Source organism: Sphaerospermopsis sp. FACHB-1194, assembly GCF_014696235.1.
GTDB classification, from domain to species: domain Bacteria; phylum Cyanobacteriota; class Cyanobacteriia; order Cyanobacteriales; family Nostocaceae; genus Sphaerospermopsis; species Sphaerospermopsis kisseleviana.
The window spans coordinates 24971-44420 of sequence record NZ_JACJPU010000027.1; the positions used below are offsets into that span (position 1 = coordinate 24971).

The 19450-nt window shown below is 38.5% G+C and carries 20 protein-coding genes; 9 read left to right on the plus strand and 11 right to left on the minus strand.

Going from position 1 to position 19450, the window contains the following annotated elements:
* Positions 1-155: 155 nt before the first annotated feature.
* On the plus strand, positions 156-326 hold the full coding sequence (locus H6F45_RS15975) for a type II toxin-antitoxin system HicB family antitoxin (RefSeq protein ID WP_137666460.1): 171 nt from the start codon (positions 156-158) through the stop codon (positions 324-326).
* A gap of 408 nt (positions 327-734) precedes the next feature.
* On the opposite strand, the gene H6F45_RS15980 is transcribed toward H6F45_RS15975, so the two are convergent.
* From H6F45_RS15980 to H6F45_RS15990, 3 genes are all read right to left on the minus strand, one after another.
* Complete coding sequence (locus tag H6F45_RS15980) at positions 735-1061, minus strand: DUF2973 domain-containing protein (RefSeq protein ID WP_187039610.1); 327 nt, start codon at positions 1059-1061, stop codon at positions 735-737.
* 227 nt (positions 1062-1288) lie between these two features.
* Entirely contained in the window at positions 1289-1606 is a 318-nt protein-coding gene (locus H6F45_RS15985) for a DUF2605 domain-containing protein (protein WP_096571220.1), read from the minus strand.
* 654 nt (positions 1607-2260) lie between these two features.
* Positions 2261-2449 carry a hypothetical protein gene (locus H6F45_RS15990; protein WP_096571218.1) on the minus strand — a complete coding sequence of 63 codons (189 nt, stop codon included), beginning with the start codon at positions 2447-2449 and terminating at the stop codon, positions 2261-2263.
* Positions 2450-2771: 322 nt separating this feature from the next.
* Between H6F45_RS15990 and thrC the strand changes: the two genes are divergently transcribed.
* Entirely contained in the window at positions 2772-3863 is a 1092-nt protein-coding gene (gene thrC, locus H6F45_RS15995; protein WP_187039612.1) for a threonine synthase, read from the plus strand.
* A gap of 134 nt (positions 3864-3997) precedes the next feature.
* On the opposite strand, the gene H6F45_RS16000 is transcribed toward thrC, so the two are convergent.
* Both H6F45_RS16000 and H6F45_RS16005 read right to left on the minus strand, forming a co-directional pair.
* Complete coding sequence (locus tag H6F45_RS16000; protein WP_137666463.1) at positions 3998-4582, minus strand: Uma2 family endonuclease; 585 nt, start codon at positions 4580-4582, stop codon at positions 3998-4000.
* Between the two features lie 53 nt (positions 4583-4635).
* Positions 4636-5136: a hypothetical protein gene (locus H6F45_RS16005; protein ID WP_137666464.1), complete on the minus strand. Its 501-nt coding sequence runs from the start codon at positions 5134-5136 to the stop codon at positions 4636-4638.
* 231 nt (positions 5137-5367) lie between these two features.
* Here H6F45_RS16005 and H6F45_RS16010 point away from each other — a divergent pair, with 231 nt between their 5' ends.
* From H6F45_RS16010 to H6F45_RS16025, 4 genes are all read left to right on the plus strand, one after another.
* Positions 5368-5604 (plus strand): hypothetical protein, encoded by a 237-nt coding sequence (locus H6F45_RS16010; protein ID WP_190347669.1) that lies wholly within the window; start codon positions 5368-5370, stop codon positions 5602-5604.
* 10 nt (positions 5605-5614) lie between these two features.
* Positions 5615-6496 carry a YhjD/YihY/BrkB family envelope integrity protein gene (locus tag H6F45_RS16015; RefSeq protein ID WP_190347689.1) on the plus strand — a complete coding sequence of 294 codons (882 nt, stop codon included), beginning with the start codon at positions 5615-5617 and terminating at the stop codon, positions 6494-6496.
* Positions 6497-6550: 54 nt separating this feature from the next.
* Entirely contained in the window at positions 6551-7054 is a 504-nt protein-coding gene (locus tag H6F45_RS16020) for a DUF4112 domain-containing protein (RefSeq protein ID WP_190347670.1), read from the plus strand.
* A 175-nt stretch (positions 7055-7229) separates the two neighbouring features.
* Positions 7230-8165 carry an alpha/beta hydrolase gene (locus tag H6F45_RS16025; RefSeq protein ID WP_137666466.1) on the plus strand — a complete coding sequence of 312 codons (936 nt, stop codon included), beginning with the start codon at positions 7230-7232 and terminating at the stop codon, positions 8163-8165.
* A 553-nt stretch (positions 8166-8718) separates the two neighbouring features.
* Here the strand turns inward: H6F45_RS16025 and H6F45_RS16030 are convergent.
* Positions 8719-9078: a hypothetical protein gene (locus H6F45_RS16030; protein ID WP_190347671.1), complete on the minus strand. Its 360-nt coding sequence runs from the start codon at positions 9076-9078 to the stop codon at positions 8719-8721.
* Between the two features lie 171 nt (positions 9079-9249).
* Entirely contained in the window at positions 9250-10329 is a 1080-nt protein-coding gene (locus H6F45_RS16035; RefSeq protein WP_096571204.1) for a D-alanine--D-alanine ligase family protein, read from the minus strand.
* 266 nt (positions 10330-10595) lie between these two features.
* Here H6F45_RS16035 and H6F45_RS16040 point away from each other — a divergent pair, with 266 nt between their 5' ends.
* Entirely contained in the window at positions 10596-10790 is a 195-nt protein-coding gene (locus H6F45_RS16040; RefSeq protein WP_190347672.1) for a hypothetical protein, read from the plus strand.
* Here H6F45_RS16040 and H6F45_RS16045 read toward each other — a convergent pair.
* Positions 10721-11383, minus strand: coding sequence for a class I SAM-dependent methyltransferase (locus tag H6F45_RS16045; protein ID WP_190347673.1), 663 nt, complete (start codon positions 11381-11383; stop codon positions 10721-10723). The two genes, H6F45_RS16040 and H6F45_RS16045, sit on opposite strands and share 70 nt — an antisense overlap.
* Positions 11384-11818: 435 nt before the next feature.
* Between H6F45_RS16045 and H6F45_RS16050 the strand changes: the two genes are divergently transcribed.
* Positions 11819-12757, plus strand: a complete 939-nt coding sequence (locus tag H6F45_RS16050) for a phosphoribulokinase (RefSeq protein ID WP_190347674.1) — start codon at positions 11819-11821, stop codon at positions 12755-12757.
* Between the two features lie 61 nt (positions 12758-12818).
* Here the strand turns inward: H6F45_RS16050 and H6F45_RS16055 are convergent, their stop codons facing one another.
* The 3 genes from H6F45_RS16055 to gyrA all read right to left on the minus strand — a co-directional run bounded on the left by H6F45_RS16055 (position 12819) and on the right by gyrA (position 17440).
* Positions 12819-13172: a hypothetical protein gene (locus H6F45_RS16055; protein WP_190347675.1), complete on the minus strand. Its 354-nt coding sequence runs from the start codon at positions 13170-13172 to the stop codon at positions 12819-12821.
* A 115-nt stretch (positions 13173-13287) separates the two neighbouring features.
* Positions 13288-14871: an apolipoprotein N-acyltransferase gene (gene lnt / locus H6F45_RS16060; protein WP_242052645.1), complete on the minus strand. Its 1584-nt coding sequence runs from the start codon at positions 14869-14871 to the stop codon at positions 13288-13290.
* Positions 14852-17440 carry a DNA topoisomerase (ATP-hydrolyzing) subunit A gene (gene gyrA / locus H6F45_RS16065; RefSeq protein WP_190347676.1) on the minus strand — a complete coding sequence of 863 codons (2589 nt, stop codon included), beginning with the start codon at positions 17438-17440 and terminating at the stop codon, positions 14852-14854. The genes lnt and gyrA overlap by 20 nt, the downstream gene beginning before the upstream one ends.
* Positions 17441-18504: 1064 nt before the next feature.
* Here gyrA and H6F45_RS16070 point away from each other — a divergent pair.
* Positions 18505-19416 (plus strand): histone deacetylase, encoded by a 912-nt coding sequence (locus H6F45_RS16070; RefSeq protein ID WP_190347677.1) that lies wholly within the window; start codon positions 18505-18507, stop codon positions 19414-19416.
* Positions 19417-19450: the final 34 nt, after the last annotated feature.

The window sequence follows — 19450 nt, forward strand, 5'->3', positions numbered from 1 at the left end:
TTGAAGAAGTCGGGGATCTGGGTATAATCAGATGAACACAGATAAACGCAGATTTTTTTGATAAACATCCTGTTAATCCTTTAATCCTGGACATCCTGATTCTGACAAAAAAATAAGTTATAATAATCTATCAAAGACTTCATAATTAAAGCCTTATGCTAACTACATACACTGCAAAATATACTAAAACCAATAGCGGATATATGGGACAACTAATTGAATGGCAAGAAGTCATTACAGAAGGAGAAACATTAGAAGAATGTAGAGATATGTTACAAGATGCTCTCAAAGAAATGATTATTGCCTATACCTATATCAGCAACTAACCACTGAAAATCACCTGATATTTTTTCTATTTCATCTTCTGAAGTGGAAACCATAACTTGAGAATCTTGTTTTAATTCACCCTTTTTTTGAGTGCATTAAGCTGTTGTGCATTTAATTTGTATAAGTGGAACAGGCATCTTGCCTGTTAAATAAGAGTTCAGAATATTAGGATTATACAATTTAGCTGTGTAACAGCTTATTTGTCAATAATTAATATTAATATTAATATTAATATTATAACAAAAGTAGGGGTAAAGCACATTGCTAAACCCCTACAGATTCCCAAATTATAAAAATAATTATTGAATTACAGCAGATTGCAGATAAGTGAGGTACAGAATCTAAATTGAAACCTATACACCAAGCCAGTTTTACTCCTGACCCCTGACTCCTGACTCCTGCTGTAATTAAGCATCTTCTGAACGTTCAATTTTTTGACCAGGAGAAGATTCATATAAAGCATCCAACTGTTGACGCGCATCATCCACATTAATAGAACGCATTACCAAAAGCGGTTCTTTAATTAAATTACCGGAATTATCTAATAATTCTGGATGAGGTACAGATTGTCTTTTTGCTCCATAATAACCAAAGCTACCTTTATTCCCCGCAGAGGATGTATTTGGATAAGGTCGCTCCCGATCAAAACTGAACATGACTAGGTTACGAATTAAATTACTGACAGCAATAAACGCTAAAACGGTAAAAGCTAAAACGTAGAGCAGGTGTAACATAAAATTATCCTCCAGGGGCAACAAATTTTACAAAATCTAAAGTTTTATATCGTAGTCCTCAACTTTTCTTTACCTGCAATTTACAGGGAAAACAAAAGTTAAGTTATTTATTTGTGTTGTGATATTTTGTAATCTTATTCAGATTAACGTAACATGGTATACATTATTTTTTTATGAAAATAATGTTAAGGTCTTTGTCCTAATGTTGGGATTTATGACCATAAAGATCACTCATGCTGTGATTGACGGTAACGCATACCAACTTTCCAACATTCGCCTAATAATTGATGCCAAGGCATTAATGTAGCCATATCCAGTCCCACTTTTTTACCAGTTACAGCAAATAGCATTTTGGAAGTATTTAATTCTGCTTGTGCTTGCGTAACTCGGTTGAGTAAATCAGATTGTTCCTGTTCACTCATAAATGAGATTTTCTCATTTTCTAATAATTGACGTGATCGCGCAAACCAATATTCAAAATCCTCTAACAGCGGCTCCAAGACTGACTTTAGCAACTCAGCACTTGGTGAATTTGAGTCACCCATATATAAGAAGCATATTTCCTAATGTCTTCTTAATATTAACGCTATTTACGAAACTTAACAATCGCCTCATAACTTACCTGCCAAAACAACCAAAATTTGTAATTTGTTATACAATACACAATTGTATAATTTTGGCAAGAGGTTTGTACAGTTCCTTGCGACTATTTTTTGATCTGTCTAAAGGAGTATCTATTGTTAACATTTAGAGATAATAATTACAAACAATTGTTAGGGGGCAATGCAGTTTTGTGGGGTCATCCCACAAAATTGCATTACTCCCAGATCAAAATGAGTGACTGACCTGTACAGATGATTGATCTTACCAATGATGGTAACTATGATGTGGTTTTGACTATTTCTGGTTCAGCTATTGCTTCTTTGACTCCAGATGGAAATGAAAATTTAGTAAATGAATAAGAGCAGAAACTTCCCCAAACCATGATTTTTTCCGTCCGAACCATGATTTTTTCTGCTAATTGTCAGGTTATCTATACTGAATTTTACTGATAAATCACCACAAAATCTGACAGCGATCGCTCAACTCCACAGTGACCAATCTCTAGCTTTGCTGGTGGAAACTGCTGATATATATAGCTTTAGGCGCTGGTCGAAAATTAATCAGCGCCTGGAATGATGACCTCGCTGGTTAATTTATTATTCGTGGCTAGAAGTTTCTAGTCTTTGGCTTTTGAGGTTCTGTAACTGTTGCAGCAGGGAATCTACTTCTGCTTGCAGGTCAATAAATTTTTCTTGTTGTTCGTCTTGGTAGTAAGCCTTGGTGAGCTTCTTTACCAATTCACTATGAGATTCGCAGCTGGCAACACTGGATGATAAAGTTGACATAGTTATGTTCTTTCCGAAACTAAACTCACACCATTAGAGATATTATAATAAAGCTATCTTAACCTTTCTTAAAATCAAGTATACTTTTAATTACATACTCTAATAGGTTTCCTGCTAAATCATAAGTGACTGCGATAATAGTGAGTGTGTTCCTCGGTGGTGATTGGTGACTGGTGATTGGTGACTAGGAAAAATCTTTCCTCCCCTGCTCCCTGCCTGATCTGTTGCTAGATATCGCCATTTGCATGGTAAAGTGATTGACACTATCAAAAAAATCTATTTTTCTCATCTCCTAATCCCTAGTTAAGAAGTTTAGAATCCTGTGACTTTGAGCTTGTCTGTTGCTAAATCTCATCGCCAACCTTGGCCGGGGCTAATAGAAGCCTACCGTGAATACTTGCCTGTGAGCGAAAGTACCCCTGTGGTGACTTTGTTGGAGGGTAATACTCCTTTGATTCCTGTACCAGCGATCGCTGAACGTATTGGTAAGCAGGTGCAAGTATTTGTTAAATATGATGGTCTGAACCCCACTGGCAGTTTTAAAGACCGGGGTATGACTATGGCTATTACCAAGGCTAAGGAAGCTGGTGCTAAGGCGGTGATTTGTGCTAGTACAGGCAATACTTCCGCTGCTGCTGCTGCCTATGCTAAACGCGGAGGAATGCGCCCCTTTGTATTGATTCCTGATGGTTATGTGGCTTTGGGTAAGTTGGCTCAAGCTTTGTTATATGGGGCGGAAGTTTTAGCTATTAAAGGTAATTTTGACCGGGCTTTAGAAATTGTCCGGGAAATGGCGGATCATTATCCGATTACTTTGGTAAATTCTGTCAATCCTTACCGCTTGGAAGGTCAGAAAACAGGGGCTTTTGAAGTGGTGGATGCGTTGGGTAATGCTCCTGACTGGTTGTGTATTCCGGTGGGAAATGCGGGAAATATCACAGCATATTGGATGGGTTTTTGTCAATACCATCAAGCGGGAAAATGCGATCGCTTGCCAAAAATGATGGGTTTTCAAGCTGCTGGGGCTGCACCGTTGGTAAATGGTCAACCAGTGCTACATCCTGAAACTATAGCGACGGCGATTAGAATTGGTAATCCTGCGAGTTGGGATAAGGCGATCGCTGCCCAAACTGCCAGTATGGGTAGTTTTAACTCTGTTACAGATGAGGAAATTTTGGACGCTTATCGGTTGTTAGCGTCTTCTGAAGGTATTTTCTGTGAACCTGCCAGTGCTGCTTCCGTAGCTGGGTTATTAAAAGTGAAAGATCAAGTTCCTGCTGGTGCGACGATAGTTTGCATTTTAACTGGTAATGGTTTGAAAGATCCAGATACAGCCATTAAACACAGTCATGCTCAGTTTAAACAAGGTATTCCCGCAGATTTGCAAGCGGTAGCTGAGGCTATGGGTTTTTAAATAATGCTGGGGACTGGTGACTGGGAAATCAGGCAAAAGGCAAGAGGCAAGAGGCAAAAGTTTCTTAATTTTGAATTTTGAATTTTGAATTTTGACTTGATACCTCCCCTGCTTCCTCTGATTTTAATAGCTATCTATGAAACGAGAATATCACTGACCTTAATCTTAATTTCTGGCAATACTTCACTTTTAATTAATTCATCACCTGTATAAATAAATTCTTCATACAATCCTTCTACTAAAGATAAAACCGTAATTTTGTTTTGTGCAGGATCAACAATCCAATATTCAGAAATTCCCCTAGCTGCATACTCAGAACGCTTGAAGCGATAGTCTCTAACTTCATTTTCAGTACCAGGTGATACCACTTCTATAGCTATTAATGGTGGTGGCATTTCATGGGTAATAGTTCCTCTTTTTGTCGCTTCTAAAGCGGCGCGACATTCTTCACCCAAGATTAGTAAATCAGGGATTCTTACCTTAGCTCTACGTCCACTTACTTCAATCATAATTTCTTTATATTTTAATAAATGAAGAGGGACTATTTTAGACAATTCCAACAATAATCGCATTGATATATCAGAATTAAAAATTGATTCTGGTGGCATTAAAACTAATTCTCCATCTACTAATTCATAGCGATTTCCAGTGCCATCATCATAGGCATAGTAATCTTCAAAGGAAAAATAATTGATTGGTGCTTGAGGAGTTTGAACCATAAATATAATTCCATAATTCCATTCGCTTAGTACATATTAACCCAAGTTGATAACTAGGTACTTACGTTATCTCCCACCTCCCCTGCTTCCTCTGTCTCCCCTGTTGCCTTTGTGGCTGCTCTCAACTGTGTCAAACTATCAATAGCATCACCTAAAGCTGTAGTGAGATTTTTACGGGTTTGCTCGTGGTTTTCCTGTTCTGTTTTGAATGCTTGAATGAGGCGATCGCGTTCTTGAGTCACAGCGATCAATTTAGCTTTTAATTCCTCTATAGATGTGTCTTCAGTTAGTTCTGACTCAATAGCCGTTGTGGTCGTTTCTGTAATTGTATCAGTGTTAATACCTTGAAGTTTCCAAAGTTCAGCTTTTAAAGATGCAATTTCTTGTTGATACATCTTGGCATCGGTGCGACGTTGTTCTGATTCAGTGTTATAGAGTTGTCGCCATTTTTGTGAACTTTCCCAAGCTTCATCACGTTTTTGTTGCAGTTGAGCCATCTGCTGTTTGAGGCTTTGAATTTCGGATAACCATTTTTGTGTTAAATCTTGAGTCATATCATGTCCGGTTGCACAATTATCATATCTGTTGAGGCTGGTAATTGGTAATTGGTAATTGGTAATTGGTAATTGGTAATTGGTAATTTCTCATGAAACAGCTATATCGTAAGTGATTGGGCGGACATTATATCATAGTAGCTTTTATGTATAAATTTTGACATAAAATCTGTTCCCTGTTCCCTGCTATATATTGACAGTAAAACTGGACTCTCATCAATTATTGGGGCAATGTTGATTTCTCCATTGATGGGGAGTATTCTAGTTAACCAGGAAGTTACCGAAGCACAAGATATAATTCAGAAGCGATCGCAAGCTATTACAGAATACCTACAATTAAAATGGCAAGTCAGTGATGCTCGGATCAGCACCCAAATAGGAACAGAAACTCAAAGAAATGCCAAACTCCAACTTACAGTAGAATCGCTGAGAAAACCATCAATGGAAATTCTAGAAACACCACGCTAATATGCTGAATATACTCAAGCATCGCTGGATCAAGTTCTTTCGTCACCTCAATTGGCGTACACTGAAAAAAACTTTTGCCAGGACTATGGAAAGGAGACTTTTAGGACTGGCTTCAGAAATCGCTTTTAATGCTATGTTATCGTTGTTTCCGGCGATTCTTACCTTGTTAACAGCAATTGGCTTATTTGCAGAATCTTTGCGAAAAACTTTTATTCAACTCACAACACAACTGAGTCAAGTTGTACCCCAAGAAGCGTGGAATTTGATTAGTGAATTTGCTACTAAAGAAATTGCTGAATCTAAAAATTCTGAGTTATTTTCTTTGAGTTTTGCGATCGCTCTTTGGACAGCTTCTGGTGCAGTTAGTACCGCTATGACTGCTTTTGATCAAATTGAGCAAGTTTCCCCACAAGATACGCGCCCTTTTTGGAAAGCTAAACTCATTTCTTTAGGATTAACAATTGGTACTATCTTACTTTTAATGCTGGCTTCTTTTCTGGTATTTATTAGTGATTTACTTTTGGGTATGCTGGTGCGTGGTAATCCTTATTTGGGATTCTTATTACCTCTTTGGACATTGTTACTTTGGCCTTTAGCTTTAATGATTGTTGCTGCTACATTTAGCTTAGTCTATCGTTATGGACCAAGTGTGTGGAAACCAGGTACACCATTAATGCCAGGAGCAGTTTTAGCAGCTATCTTTTGGGCGCTGGTTTCGGCATTATTTCGCCTTTATGTTACCAACTTTGGAAATTATAATAAAGTTTATGGTACAGTGGGAACTTTTATAGTATTAATGTTATGGTTATGGATGAGTGCCTTTGTTCTCCTTGTTTGCAACCAATTAAATGTAATTGTTGGTGACTCTATGACAGTGAAAACAGGAAACTAGGAAGGTAAATAACCCAATTACCAATTACCAATTACCAATTACCAATTATATAAAATGTCTAACTCTCACAATAAAATTTACATTGAATATGATGGTTATGCACCAACATTAAAACGTTTACAACAAATTAGTAAACTGTTAGATAATGCTATTACCATTCCGGGAACTCCAGTAGGTATTGGTTTAGATCCAATTTTGGGATTAATACCTGTTGGTGGTGATGTTTTGGGATTGATATTTTCTCTTTATATTATCATTGAATCGGCAAAGTTAGGTATATCAAAAGCAACTTTAGGCAGAATGATTGTAAATATTATCATTGATGCTTTAGTCGGTGCTATTCCGATGTTGGGAGATTTATTTGATTTTGCTTGGAGAGCAAATAATTACAACCTGATTTTATTGGAAGATTACTTAAAATCTCCTGGTGAAAAAAAGAAGGCCGATCAAGGTTTTATTATTGCTCTTTTTGCAGTGTTGGTTGTACTTGGTATTGTTTTAATTGCATTACCTGTTATTTTTATAGGAATGCTATGGAAAGCTTTAAATGGTGGGTAAATTAATCATTAACTAAGCTGTTATGCATTTAATTTGTATAAGTGGAACAGGCATCTTGCCTGTTAAACAAGAGTTCAGAATATTAGGATTATACAATTTAGCTGTGTAACAGCTTAACTCAAAATATCCTATTCCCTATTCCCTATTCCCTATTCCCTATTCCCTAACTAATAATATGAAAAACTGGTGGCAATTTCATTTTCCTCAAGGTCAACAAAATATAATTATTACTGATGCGTATGGCTATCCTGTAAAAATTGCTTATGGTGAAAAAGGTACAGGTAAACCATTAATTTTATTACATGGTTTGGGCAGTTGGAGTTATAATTGGCGATACAGTATTGAACCATTATCTAAATATTTTCGGGTAATTTGTTTTGATGCTAAAGGTTATGGTTTTTCGGAAAAAGCTATTTACCGTAGAGAAAAGAGTGGTCATCAAATAATTGAATTAGAACGGATTATTCAATCTTTATGTGATGAACCTCCCGTCATTGTCGCTGAGTCTTTAGGTGCGTTAGTTTCTTTAGCATTAGCGGCTAAAAATCCTCAATTAATTGGGAGTTTAGTGGTTATGAATGCGCCCATTTTTACCGAAACCTTACCTCATTGGGCAATGGGTTTATTAGCACAAACACCATTAGAAATTATCCACACAATTGATTTTTTACGTCTTGCTTTTGTGTTTGCACCTCTAGTTAGGGAAGTCATGGGTATGGAAAGACGAAAAGTGTTATTTAATCCTGCTATTCTCACAGAGGAAGATGTTTATTGGATAACTTATCCTTTTATTGAAATTCCCGGAACTTTAGTGAAAGTTGCGGAAGAATTACAAATAGCAGCTAGAGAAATTGAGAATTTACAAGCTAAAAAACCAAATATGTTAACTGAAATTCAAAATAGTCTCACTGCTATTGAATGTCCAACTTTAATTTTATGGGGTGATCAAGATAGTTGGTTTCCTGTGAGTCACGGTGAAAAATTACATCATTATATTCCTCATTCACAGTTAAAAATTATAGAAAATTGTTATCATGACGCATCCACAGGTGCTAATGATGTAGTGAATAGAGAAATTATGAAATTTTTGCAAGATACGAATTTCTGTTAAACTGTAATTTAAGCCATTATCAATTGTCAATCATCAATTATCAATTATTAATTGATAAAAGAAGAGTGGGAGAAGGCATACCAAGCGCCTTTTTTCTCCCACTCTACATTTGCTGCTGGGGCGTTCAGGAATATGTTTTAATAGACGCTATCCGTTATTTAGGGGGCTATGTATTTCAACGATAGTGTCTAGATGATGTGAGTATTCCTGTTGCAGCAAATGTTAAACCTGATTTCTTTTTGATTTCTTTGATTTTTTATTATTTTTTGCTGAACTAATAGCCCAACAAAATATTAGTAGATTGCTTTGTTTGTTCATAATTCAAACTTGTGAAACAGCCTTTTTAAGCAGAAGCTATTTTATGTAGTAACCCCAGATAACAACATTATTGAAGTCGTTTATCTTTTAATAATTTAACCGGGTTGTTTACTGATTGGTTGCCAAGTTGGCACTTTTTATTATTTGTTTTTAACCATTAGTCATTGGGGAAAATCTTCTCCCCTGCTTCTTCACTGTCACCTGTCACCTGTCACCTATTCCTCGACACCCTTTCTTAAATACGTTGTGGAAGTTTGAGTATGCGATAAATAACCCAACAACCAGATGCACAACTGAGGGCGATCGCCAACATTAACCATAAAGGTGTAGGATTACTGATATTAGAAGATATTACGTTTTCTTTTTTACTGACTACTTCTATGGTTTTTTCTGGTTCTATTTTGGGAACGTAGCCAATATAAATTAGCTGGAAATAGCCAAATATTCCCACTCCCAGGGGAATAACTAACAACCCCACAAACCATAACCAAGGATACTTTAGGCACCGTTTCTTAATTAGAGATGTATTTTTTAATTCTTCTGAAGTGCTGTTTACAGTTGTGGTTAGTTCTGGTTTTGCATTGTGACTGTTCATGATTCATTTCCACTTGCATCCTCTAGTAGTTTATTATACTATAAGATACAAGTGTTATTTAACAGTAGGATAAAGAGGGTTGAAAGTAGTTTTTTGGCAAAATAGCGGTTTTTTACCAAAAATTTCCAAAAAAATTGGATATTATGCTACTTTTTCCCCATTATCTGCAAATTACTTTACTGAATCTTCTAATTTAGAATTGGTATGTCTTTCAATGGCAAGTTGAATTAATTGATCTACTAATTCTGTAAAAGAAATACCAGTATTTGCCCAAAGTTGCGGATACATACTTGTAGATGTAAACCCTGGTAAGGTGTTAATTTCGTTAATCAAAATTTCTCCAGTAGCTTCTACATAGAAAAAGTCTACTCGCGCTAAACCTGCACCATCAACTGCTGCAAAGGCTTGTAATGCCATTTCTTGAATTTGTTGAACTACTGTTTCTGGTAAAGGTGCAGGAATTAATAAGTCTGCTTTACCCTCAGTATACTTGGTTTCATAATCGTAAAAATCGCTATCAAAGGTAATTTCACCAATAACGGAGGCTTTGGGGTTGTCGTTGCCTAAAACCGCACATTCTACTTCTCTGGCAACTACTCCGGCTTCGACTATGATGCGTCTATCATAAGTTGCAGCGTTATCTAAAGCCGCTTCTAATTCTTGACGCGATCGCACTTTGGCTATTCCTACGGATGAACCCAGATTAGCAGGTTTGACAAAACAAGGATAGCCTAATGTTGCTTCTATTTCATCACACAATTTAGGAAATATACAAGGGTTTGACCAAATTTGCGCTCTCGTTATTGCTTTGTATTTTACCTGGGATAAACCTGCTTGGGCAAAAGCGGTTTTCATAGCAATTTTATCCATCCCGGCGGCTGAACCTAACACCCCAGAACCAACAAAGGGAACTTGCATTAATGTTAGTAAACCTTGAATTGTTCCATCTTCGCCATTGGGTCCGTGGAGTATGGGAAACCACAAATCAATTTCTGCTGTTTCTGCGGGAAATTGCCATAAATTAGGGGTTATAGCGGGATTTTCTGTGGCTTCACTAGATTTTAAAACTTGTTGTGCAGTTTCTCCCCCTTGCCAAACACCATTTTTTTGGATGTAAAAAGGCACAATTTCATATTTCTGACTATTTGCTTCTGCACTCAAAGCATTTGCGATCGCCCTTGCAGAAATTATTGATACTTCATGTTCTCCAGAACGTCCACCAAACAGCAACCCCACCCGCAGTTTAGACATCTTCCTTACCTCGACACTATCTAAAGGTGATAGCGTACCACAAGGAATGTTATTAGGAGTCAGGAGATCAAGGAGTCAGGAGAAAGATAAATAGGGTTTGCTGAAAAAGTTATCTGTGAGGGCTAGGAGTATGGCTAACGCCACGCTTCGCTATCAAGGAGTTTTTTTTATTTTGAAATTCTGCAAACACTCACAAAGTGCAAGCTTTTTGAGGATCATAGCACCTAAAACCAGGCGCAATTTTAATTTTCATCATCCTCAATCCCTTGATTTATCTAGGTTTTACATTTATTCAGCATCCCCTAAATATTTCCTGTTTCTTGTTTTCACAGTCCCCAGTCATCAGTCACCAGTCACCAGTCCCCAGTCCCCGTTCCCCGTTCCCTGTACTTCAATTTTTATTAGCTAATGTCAAACCATCAGCTATGGGAACTAAACTCAAGGTAATTCTTGAGTCTTGATATAATTTTTGATTAAAGGCGCGAATTTTTTTAGTTTGATTATCTTGTATTTCTGGATCTGCTACTTTCCCAGACCATAAAACATTATCAATGGCAATTAGTCCACCGGGTCGAATTAATTGCAGCGATCGCTCATAATAATTTTCATAGTTTCCTTTATCAGCGTCAATAAAGGCAAAATCAAAACTTTCTGCTTCTCCTGCTGCTAACAAGTTATCCAAAGTTTCCAAAGCTGGGGCAATATGCAAGTCAACTTTATCTGCTATTCCTGCTTTTTCCCAATATCGCCTAGCTATGCTGGTATATTCTTCACTGACATCACAGGCAATAATTTTACCATCTGCTGGTAAAGCCAACGCTACCACTAAGGAACTATAACCCGTAAATACTCCTATGTCTAATGTTTTTTTTGCTCCTATCAATTTAACCAACAATACCATAAATTGTCCCTGTTCTGGGGAAATTTGCATTATAGACATTGGTAGCTGGGCGGTTTCTTGACGTAGTTGGGTTAAAATTTCTGGTTCACGTACAGAAACAGAAAGTAAATAATCATACAGGTTTTGTTCTAAGCCTATAGTTTGTTTTGCCATTACTGTGATGCTAAATTTATTGAACTAATATATCTGTATCTCAGTATTTTTTATTAGACATCTCCAGAAAAGAAATTATGGAACCTATTTATGGGGGCAGGGCGAAGCTTATGGGATATCTAGATGTCTGATTTTTCCGTTAAATTATCGCCCATAAGCTTCGCCCCTACAACTTATGACAAATTAATACATTCTATTGTGGAGATTTCTATTTAACTTAACATATTTTTTCCTTATCACAATTATAAATGCGAATTTTACAGTTTTTGAATCAGGATAAGAGCAGGATTATGTTGAGAGATGTTGCGAGAAAAGAGAAAGCTGGAATTTTCTAACTAATTTGCCACTAGAATGAATAAACTAACTAAAAATGTTCTCCAGAAACATTATTAAGTAACCAGCATTAAGTAACCAGCTTGTATTCAAGGGGGTAAGATGAGTCGTCCAATCATTCTTGGTATTGTTGGTGATAGCGCAGCAGGAAAGACTACGCTAACTAGGGGTATTGCTCAGGTACTTGGACCGGAGAATGTTACACTCATCTGTACCGATGATTACCACCGTTATGATCGTCAACAACGGGCGGAAATCGGTATTACAGCCTTGCATCCTGACTGTAATTACTTAGATATTATGCAGCAGCATTTATCGCTGCTACGGACAGGTCAAACAATTCTAAAGCCTGTTTATAGCCACAAAACGGGTAAATTTGAGCCTCCACAGTACATTAAACCGAATAAGTTTGTCATTATTGAAGGCTTACTGGGTTACTCTACCCGTGCTGCTCGTGATGCTTATGATGTTAAGGTTTATCTTGCTCCTCCTGAATCACTACGGGCAAAATGGAAGGTTAAACGGGATACAGAAAAACGCGGTTATAGTGAAGAACAAGTATTAGCAGAGTTAGAAAAACGGGAACCTGACTCAGAAGCGTTTATTCGTCCCCAACGTCAATGGTCTGATATTGTGGTGAGTTTCTATCCTCCCAATGAAAATGAGGATGAAAGCAATGGACATTTAAATGTACGTTTGGTATTGCGTCCAACTATTCCCCATCCTGATTTTACTCAGATTATTCACCCAGATAATGATGATTCTGAATCAGCGGTGCGTTTGGGACTAGGTAGGGATATGGGTAAACCGGTGGATGTGTTGGAAGTTGATGGACACGCTACCTTGGAACAGGTGAATAAGATAGAGCATATCATGTGTAATGATCTGCCTTATTTAAAGAATATTTGCGATCGCGAAATCAATCCTGAACTTGGTAAAATCGCTGGCACAACAGGGGAAACATTGCAAAGTTACCCCCTAGCTTTGACACAGTTGATTATTACCTATCATATGCTCAAAGCAACGCAGATTCATCAGTAAATAGGACTGCTGATTGGTGACTGGTGGTTAGCAGACTAGGCAGACATGATAAGTATTAAACTTAATCATAAAATTCGTAACTACCACCTGCCAATTTACAAATATTGATATCATATTTTTCCACTACACCACCATCAGCAAATTTGGCTAGAAAGTCATAGATACAAGTTGTGCGCTCGTCATTGAAATTAATTTCTATCACCTTTCCAGATCGTAAAACATCATCACCTAAAATATCGTTTTCCCAATTTTTAACCCCACTAGGAGAAGCGTAAAATTCTGTCATATTTGCCCTTGTTTTATTTTCTAACAGAATGGTAATGTCTTCAGCCAAAACTTTTGATGTATTTGCTAATACACTGGGAATAACCAAAGCGGTTACGGCAACACTGGTCAAAAAGGTTTTCAGTTGCATGGTGACAACTCTTTAATTTAAAAAAAGGATACTTTAAAAGTATGTGTTACAAAATAGCTACTTGTCAAATAAGGATATCTTATATCCAGCAAGTCCTACTTACCAAAATTCCCGGCTATTTAGTCATAAACCACCCCAAAAACCCCAAAACCAACAACAAAGGCATCAACCAATCACCCCAACGCACGTATAAAGTCTGAGTTTTCCGAGTATAAATAGTTTCAGCGTGGGTTTCATAAATATTATACCCTGATTTCCACAAAGTTCTCCCATGCGGATCGACAAAAGCAGAATAACCGGTATTTGTTGCCCTCACAGCCCATCGATCAGTTTCAATTGCTCGCATGATATCCTGGGCATGATGTTGATCTGCCATTGCTGCCGTATAATGGGCATCATTAGAAGAACTCAAAATAAATTCCCCACCATTAACAGCCTGATATCTAAAGATTTCCGAAAAAGCAGACTCATAACAAATACCCACAATAACCCGCCCCAAAGGAGTATCAAAAACTTGATTTTTTGCCCCATGTACTTGATGTTCATCCAAAGGAGATAACCGTTGAACTAACGCCCCAATAACTTCTTCAAAAGGAACAAATTCCCCCAAAGGTACAAGCTTTGACTTATCATATCTACTAGTAACTTCCCCTTTACCATTTACCCCAAATAAACTATTAGTATAACTTCTCCCCCTTTGCCCAAAACCACCGATCCAAACTACAACCCCTTTATCCTTCACCGCATCTAACAAAGGAGTATTTTGAAAATTACGTTCATATAAAGGTAAAGCACCTTCAGGAGTTAACACCCCATCAACACCTTGATTTACTAATGTTAAATATCCATTAGTATAGTTTGTAATTGCTCGTCTAAATCCTTGAGGAAGCAACTTAATTTCATTAGGAATATTACCTTGAACAATACCTATTTTTAAACCTGAATTTTCATGATTATTCAAAGGTTGAGAATAAAGAACAAAGCCTAAAACATGGGAGATAATTAACAGTAAAACAGCACAAACCAAATAACAATTAAAAAACCCCTTCCTTAAACTCTTTTTCTCCTCTGCGTCTCTGCGTCTCTGCGTGCAAAAATAAATCCAAGACTCCGCAACCAACCCATTAACCGCCACAATAACCGCCGTTACCGTATTCGGTCCAGAAAATTGCCCCAAATGCAAAATTACCAAATTATGCGGTGACTGAGTGTAAGATAAAGAACTCCACCACAAAGATCCAGAACTCCACAAACTTTCCAAACCACACCATAAAGCTGTACCAATTAACACCCTTAACCAAGACTGTTGCTTATCTAACCGCACCATCAAAAACGCCCAAAGAGAGACTAACAAACCTCCCCACAGGCTAATAAATGACCAGCAAAAGATGGTAATAAATAAACTTGGCCACCAGGGTACACCTAACCATTTCATGGGGTGAATACCTGTGATCCATGATAGGGCTATTCCATGATAGGCGATCGCCCAAATAAAGGCACATAAAAAGGCAGGAGTATTTTTTTGTGTTGTGTATTTAACAACTATCACCCAAAGAGGTGCAAGGGCAACCCAAGCCAAAAACCAAGCACCGACAGGGGCGACTGTCACCCCCATCAATGCCCCACTAGTTAAAGCTACTAGGTAAAGAAGTAAGTATTTTAACTTCTGCCTTGTTCTTTTACTCAGAGTCTTCAGCATCTCCAGCATCGGGGGGAACTACTGCTACTCCAGTAATGGCATCATCTTCATCGAGTTTCTGTACTCTTACCCCGGTTGCTGTCCGTGATTGTACAGAAATGGCGTTAACAGATTGGCGAATAATAATACCTCTGTTTGTCGCCATCATGATCTCTTCGTCGGGGTTGACTATCCGCAAGGTTGCTAGTTGATCCTTGGTTTTGCGGTTTTTAAATTTGGTGGCGGTGATACCTTGTCCAGCGCGGTTTTGTAGTCTAAATTGTCCTACGGGTACACGCTTTCCATAGCCTCCCATCGTGATGATTAATACCCAGGGTCCTGTGCTGTTTGGTGTTTCGGTGGTTTCTTCGCTATTTTCTGCGGTTTCTTCAATTTCGATGGTTTCTTCTTCTAGTTCCGCTTCTGTTTCTGTGTTTAAGGTGTCGAGAATGGCCGCAGGAAGAATATCCATTCCTACCAGTTCATCACCAGCTTTGAGTTTCATTGATTTTACCCCACGAGTCGCCCTTCCCAGAGGACGCAGTTGATCATGGGTACAACGGAAGTGTATGGCCATACCATGACGTGAACCGATGATGATACTATCTTCTACTTTGGCACGTCTCACCCAACGCAAATGATCGCCTTCTTCTAAGGATATGGCTATTAACCCGTTAGCGCGAATGTTGCTAAATGCTTCTAATGCGGTTTTTTTGATGTTACCGCCTTTGGTGAGCATGACTAAATATTCTTCGCTGCTAAATTCGTCTACAGGTACAATGGAAGTGATTTTTTCTTCTTTGGGTATGGGTAACATCTGGACGATGGGTGTACCCCGACTGGTGCGTGAACCTTCTGGTATTTGATAAGCTTTGAGGCTGTAAACTACGCCGCGATCGCTAAAAAATAAGACGCTATCATGATCACAGCAGGTTAAAAAATGCTCGATGGTATCATCTTCTTTGACTTTAGCACCGGCTTTTCCTCTGGTAGCCCGGTTTTGAGCTTCAAAGGTATTCACGGGCATCCGTTTGATGTAACCTTGTTGTGTCACCAAAATTAAAACTTTCTCGTTAGCGATCAAGTCTATATCATCTATTTCCCCTTCGGCATGGGTAATAGCTGTGCGTCGCGGTGTAGCAAACTGGGTTTTAATTTGGGTAACTTCGGTTTCGATAATTTCCAGTACCCTTTCCCGTCTATCCAGAATATCCCGCAAGTCTGCAATTTGTACTTGCAATTCTTCATGTTCTAAGCGAATTTTATCCGCTTCTAAGGCTGTTAACCGCCGCAATTGCATTTGCAAAATGGCATCAGCTTGCACTTCGGAAAGCCCATAATTGCTAATTAATTCACCTTTGGCTGAGGGTGCGTCGGGGGCGCTTCTAATCAGGTTGATAATTGCATCTAAATGAGAGAGGGCAATTAATAAACCTTGCAATAGATGATCTCTTTCCTCTGCTTTTCTCAGTTGGTAACGAGTACGTCTGTTAATGGTTTCAATGCGAAAATCTAAAAAGACGCTGAGGAAGTTTTTCAGGGTGAGTATTTGTGGTTCCCCGTTCACTAAAGCCAACATATTCGCGCCAAAGTTGGACTGAAGTGGGGTTTGTTTATAAAGGTTATTTAAAACAACACGGGGATAGGCATCACGTTTTAATTCTATGACGATTCGCATCCCGTCGCGATCGCTTTCATCTCGGATATCTGCAATACCATCAATTTTCTTATCATTCACCAACTCGGCAATTTTTTCAATCAAGGCCGCTTTGTTGGTTTGGTAGGGTAACTCGGTAACAATTATTGCTTCTCTAGCTGGGCGGTTGCGTTGTTCAACGGTTTCAATAGTTGCCACACCCCGCATGGTAATTGAACCCCGTCCGCTGGTGTACGCTTCTTTAATGGCTGATGTTCCTAGAATTTGCGCCCCTGTGGGGAAGTCAGGACCGTGAACATACTGCATTAATTGAGTGTCGGTTATTTCTGGGTTGTGAATTAATGCCACTAACCCATCAATTAATTCTCCCAAATTATGCGGAGGAATGTTAGTAGCCATGCCTACCGCAATTCCCGAAGAACCATTAAGTAATAGTTGGGGAATACGGGAAGGTAATACTGTGGGTTCTTGTTGAGAACCATCAAAGTTATCAATAAAGTCTACAGTTTCAGCTTCAATATCTTGCAATAAGGAATGACTAGTTAATGCTTGTAGACGACATTCTGTATAACGCATCGCCGCCGGTGGGTCATTGTCAATAGAACCAAAATTACCATGACCGTTGATTAAAGGCGATCGCATGGAAAAGTCCTGCGCCATCCGTACCAAAGCATCATATACCGCCGTGTCACCGTGGGGGTGATATTTACCCAAAACTTCCCCCACCACACGGGCGCACTTTCTAAACGGGCGATCGTGCAACAGCCCTAACTCGTGCATAGCATAGAGGATGCGACGATGCACAGGTTTTAGACCATCCCTAGCATCTGGTAGCGCCCGACCGACAATTACGCTCATAGCGTATTCCAGATAAGATTGTGACATCTCTTGTCGTAAATCCGTCGGGATAATCCTCTCCTGTGAGGTTGTCATAACCTGCAAAACTCCAAAAAACGTAGATTTTAGCCTTTGTACTTGACAAAATACAAAATTATGTCAAATTAATCTTGAAAAATTGTCATATTTTCCTATAATTCTAACATATATTGACCCCGTTTGTGGTAAAGACAGTCAAACAAAAAGATCATATCAGAGAAAAGTAAGAATTTAGGAGTCAGGAGTCAGAGTAATTATCAAATCATAAATTCACAAATTCAAGATTTTATTAAAAAAATGCAGCTAATAATTGAGGATTCAGAATTAAGAATTCAAGATTGAGGATTGAGGAATAAAATCAGTTTGATGTTTGATAACCTACGCCACGGTGACAGGTGACAGTTTCAAGAGTTGGATAGGAACGATTTTTTCTTTATGTAGGAATTACAGCTATTTTCAGGTAAATAAACCACATTTTGATTTAGGTTTCGCGTCAACAATGTAGGGGCGAAGCATTCGGATGATAGTCTTAGGTAAAAACCGATAATTAATTGTCCGAATGCTTCGCCCTTACCGTGGTCTAAAGACATGAAAACTGCTGTAAGTGCAGGGTTTTTCACTTGCCACCTCATAAAAGCTGGCACTTTTTGAAAGCACTTCGGCTTACTTCGACACCGCCCTTCGACACCGCCCTTCGACACCGCCCTTCGACACCGCCCTTCGACACCGCCCTTCGACACCGCTCAGGACAGGCTCAGGACAGGCTCAGGACAGGCTCAGGACAGGCTCAGGACAGGCTCAGGACAGGCTCAGGACAGGCTCAGTACAAGTCGCTCAGTACAAGTAAAAATAGCTAAAAACCTTTACCTGTAAATTTTTCGGATTTATTCATATTAGAATTATACAATTTAGCTGTGTAACAGCTTTAAAACAAACACGATTTGATCAAGAAGCGTTAGAAGAAGGTAGAGAAGAAGGAGAACTTAAAGCTAAATTAGAAACAATTCCTCGCTTGTTAGCATTAGATTGAAGTTTAGATTGAAGTACAGAAAAAATCATAACTGGTTACAGCAAGGAACAGTCAGGCTAGAATTGCATTCAGTATTTTGCTATTCCCGCCCATGCTACCAATTATTTATTCCGATGAATTTCTCGAACACCAAACCGGACGCTACCACCCAGAAAAACCAGAACGTTTAAGTGCTGTTGTCACGGCTTTAAAAACTGCTGACTTTGCCCAAAAAATCCACTGGTTAACCCCCACACCAGTTAAACAGGAGTTAATGTCTTGGATAGAAACCGCCCACACTGCAACATACATTGAAAAACTGAAACATATTGCAACTACTGGTGGTGGTTATTTAGATGGAGATACCCCAGTTTCCCCCCGCAGTTATGATGTAGCTTTGTTAGCTGTAAGTGCTTGGTTAGATGGGGTGAATGAGGTTTTAAGTAGAGAAAATCCCGCCTTTGTGTTAGCACGTCCCCCTGGACACCATGCCGAAAGTAATACAGGAATGGGGTTTTGCTTATTTTCTAATGCAGCGATCGCCGCTTTATATGCCTTACAACAACCAGGTATTAACCGTGTCGCCATCTTAGACTGGGATGTACATCACGGAAATGGTACTCAAGCCATAGTAGAAAGTTACCCAGAAATTGCCTATTGTTCTTTACATCAATACCCAGCTTACCCTGGTACGGGAAGAGCTTCCGAACAAGGCTTTTACAAAAATGTTTTAAATTTACCTCTACCCCCTGGCAGTGATATCAGCGTCTATCAACCTTTGTGGCAATACAAAATACTACCGTTTTTAAACAACTTTCATGCAGATTTATTGATTGTTAGTGCTGGTTATGATGCTCTAGAAGCCGATCCTTTAGCAAGTATCTCTTTGCAACCCGAAGATTTTGGTTTATTTACTCAATATTGTTTAGGCGTAACTAGAAAAGTCTTATTTGGTTTAGAAGGAGGTTATGAATTACTATCATTATCAAAATCAGTAATTTCTACAGTTCAAGCTTGTTTGTAAGTAGGTAAACAGAAAAAACCGAACTATGTAACGA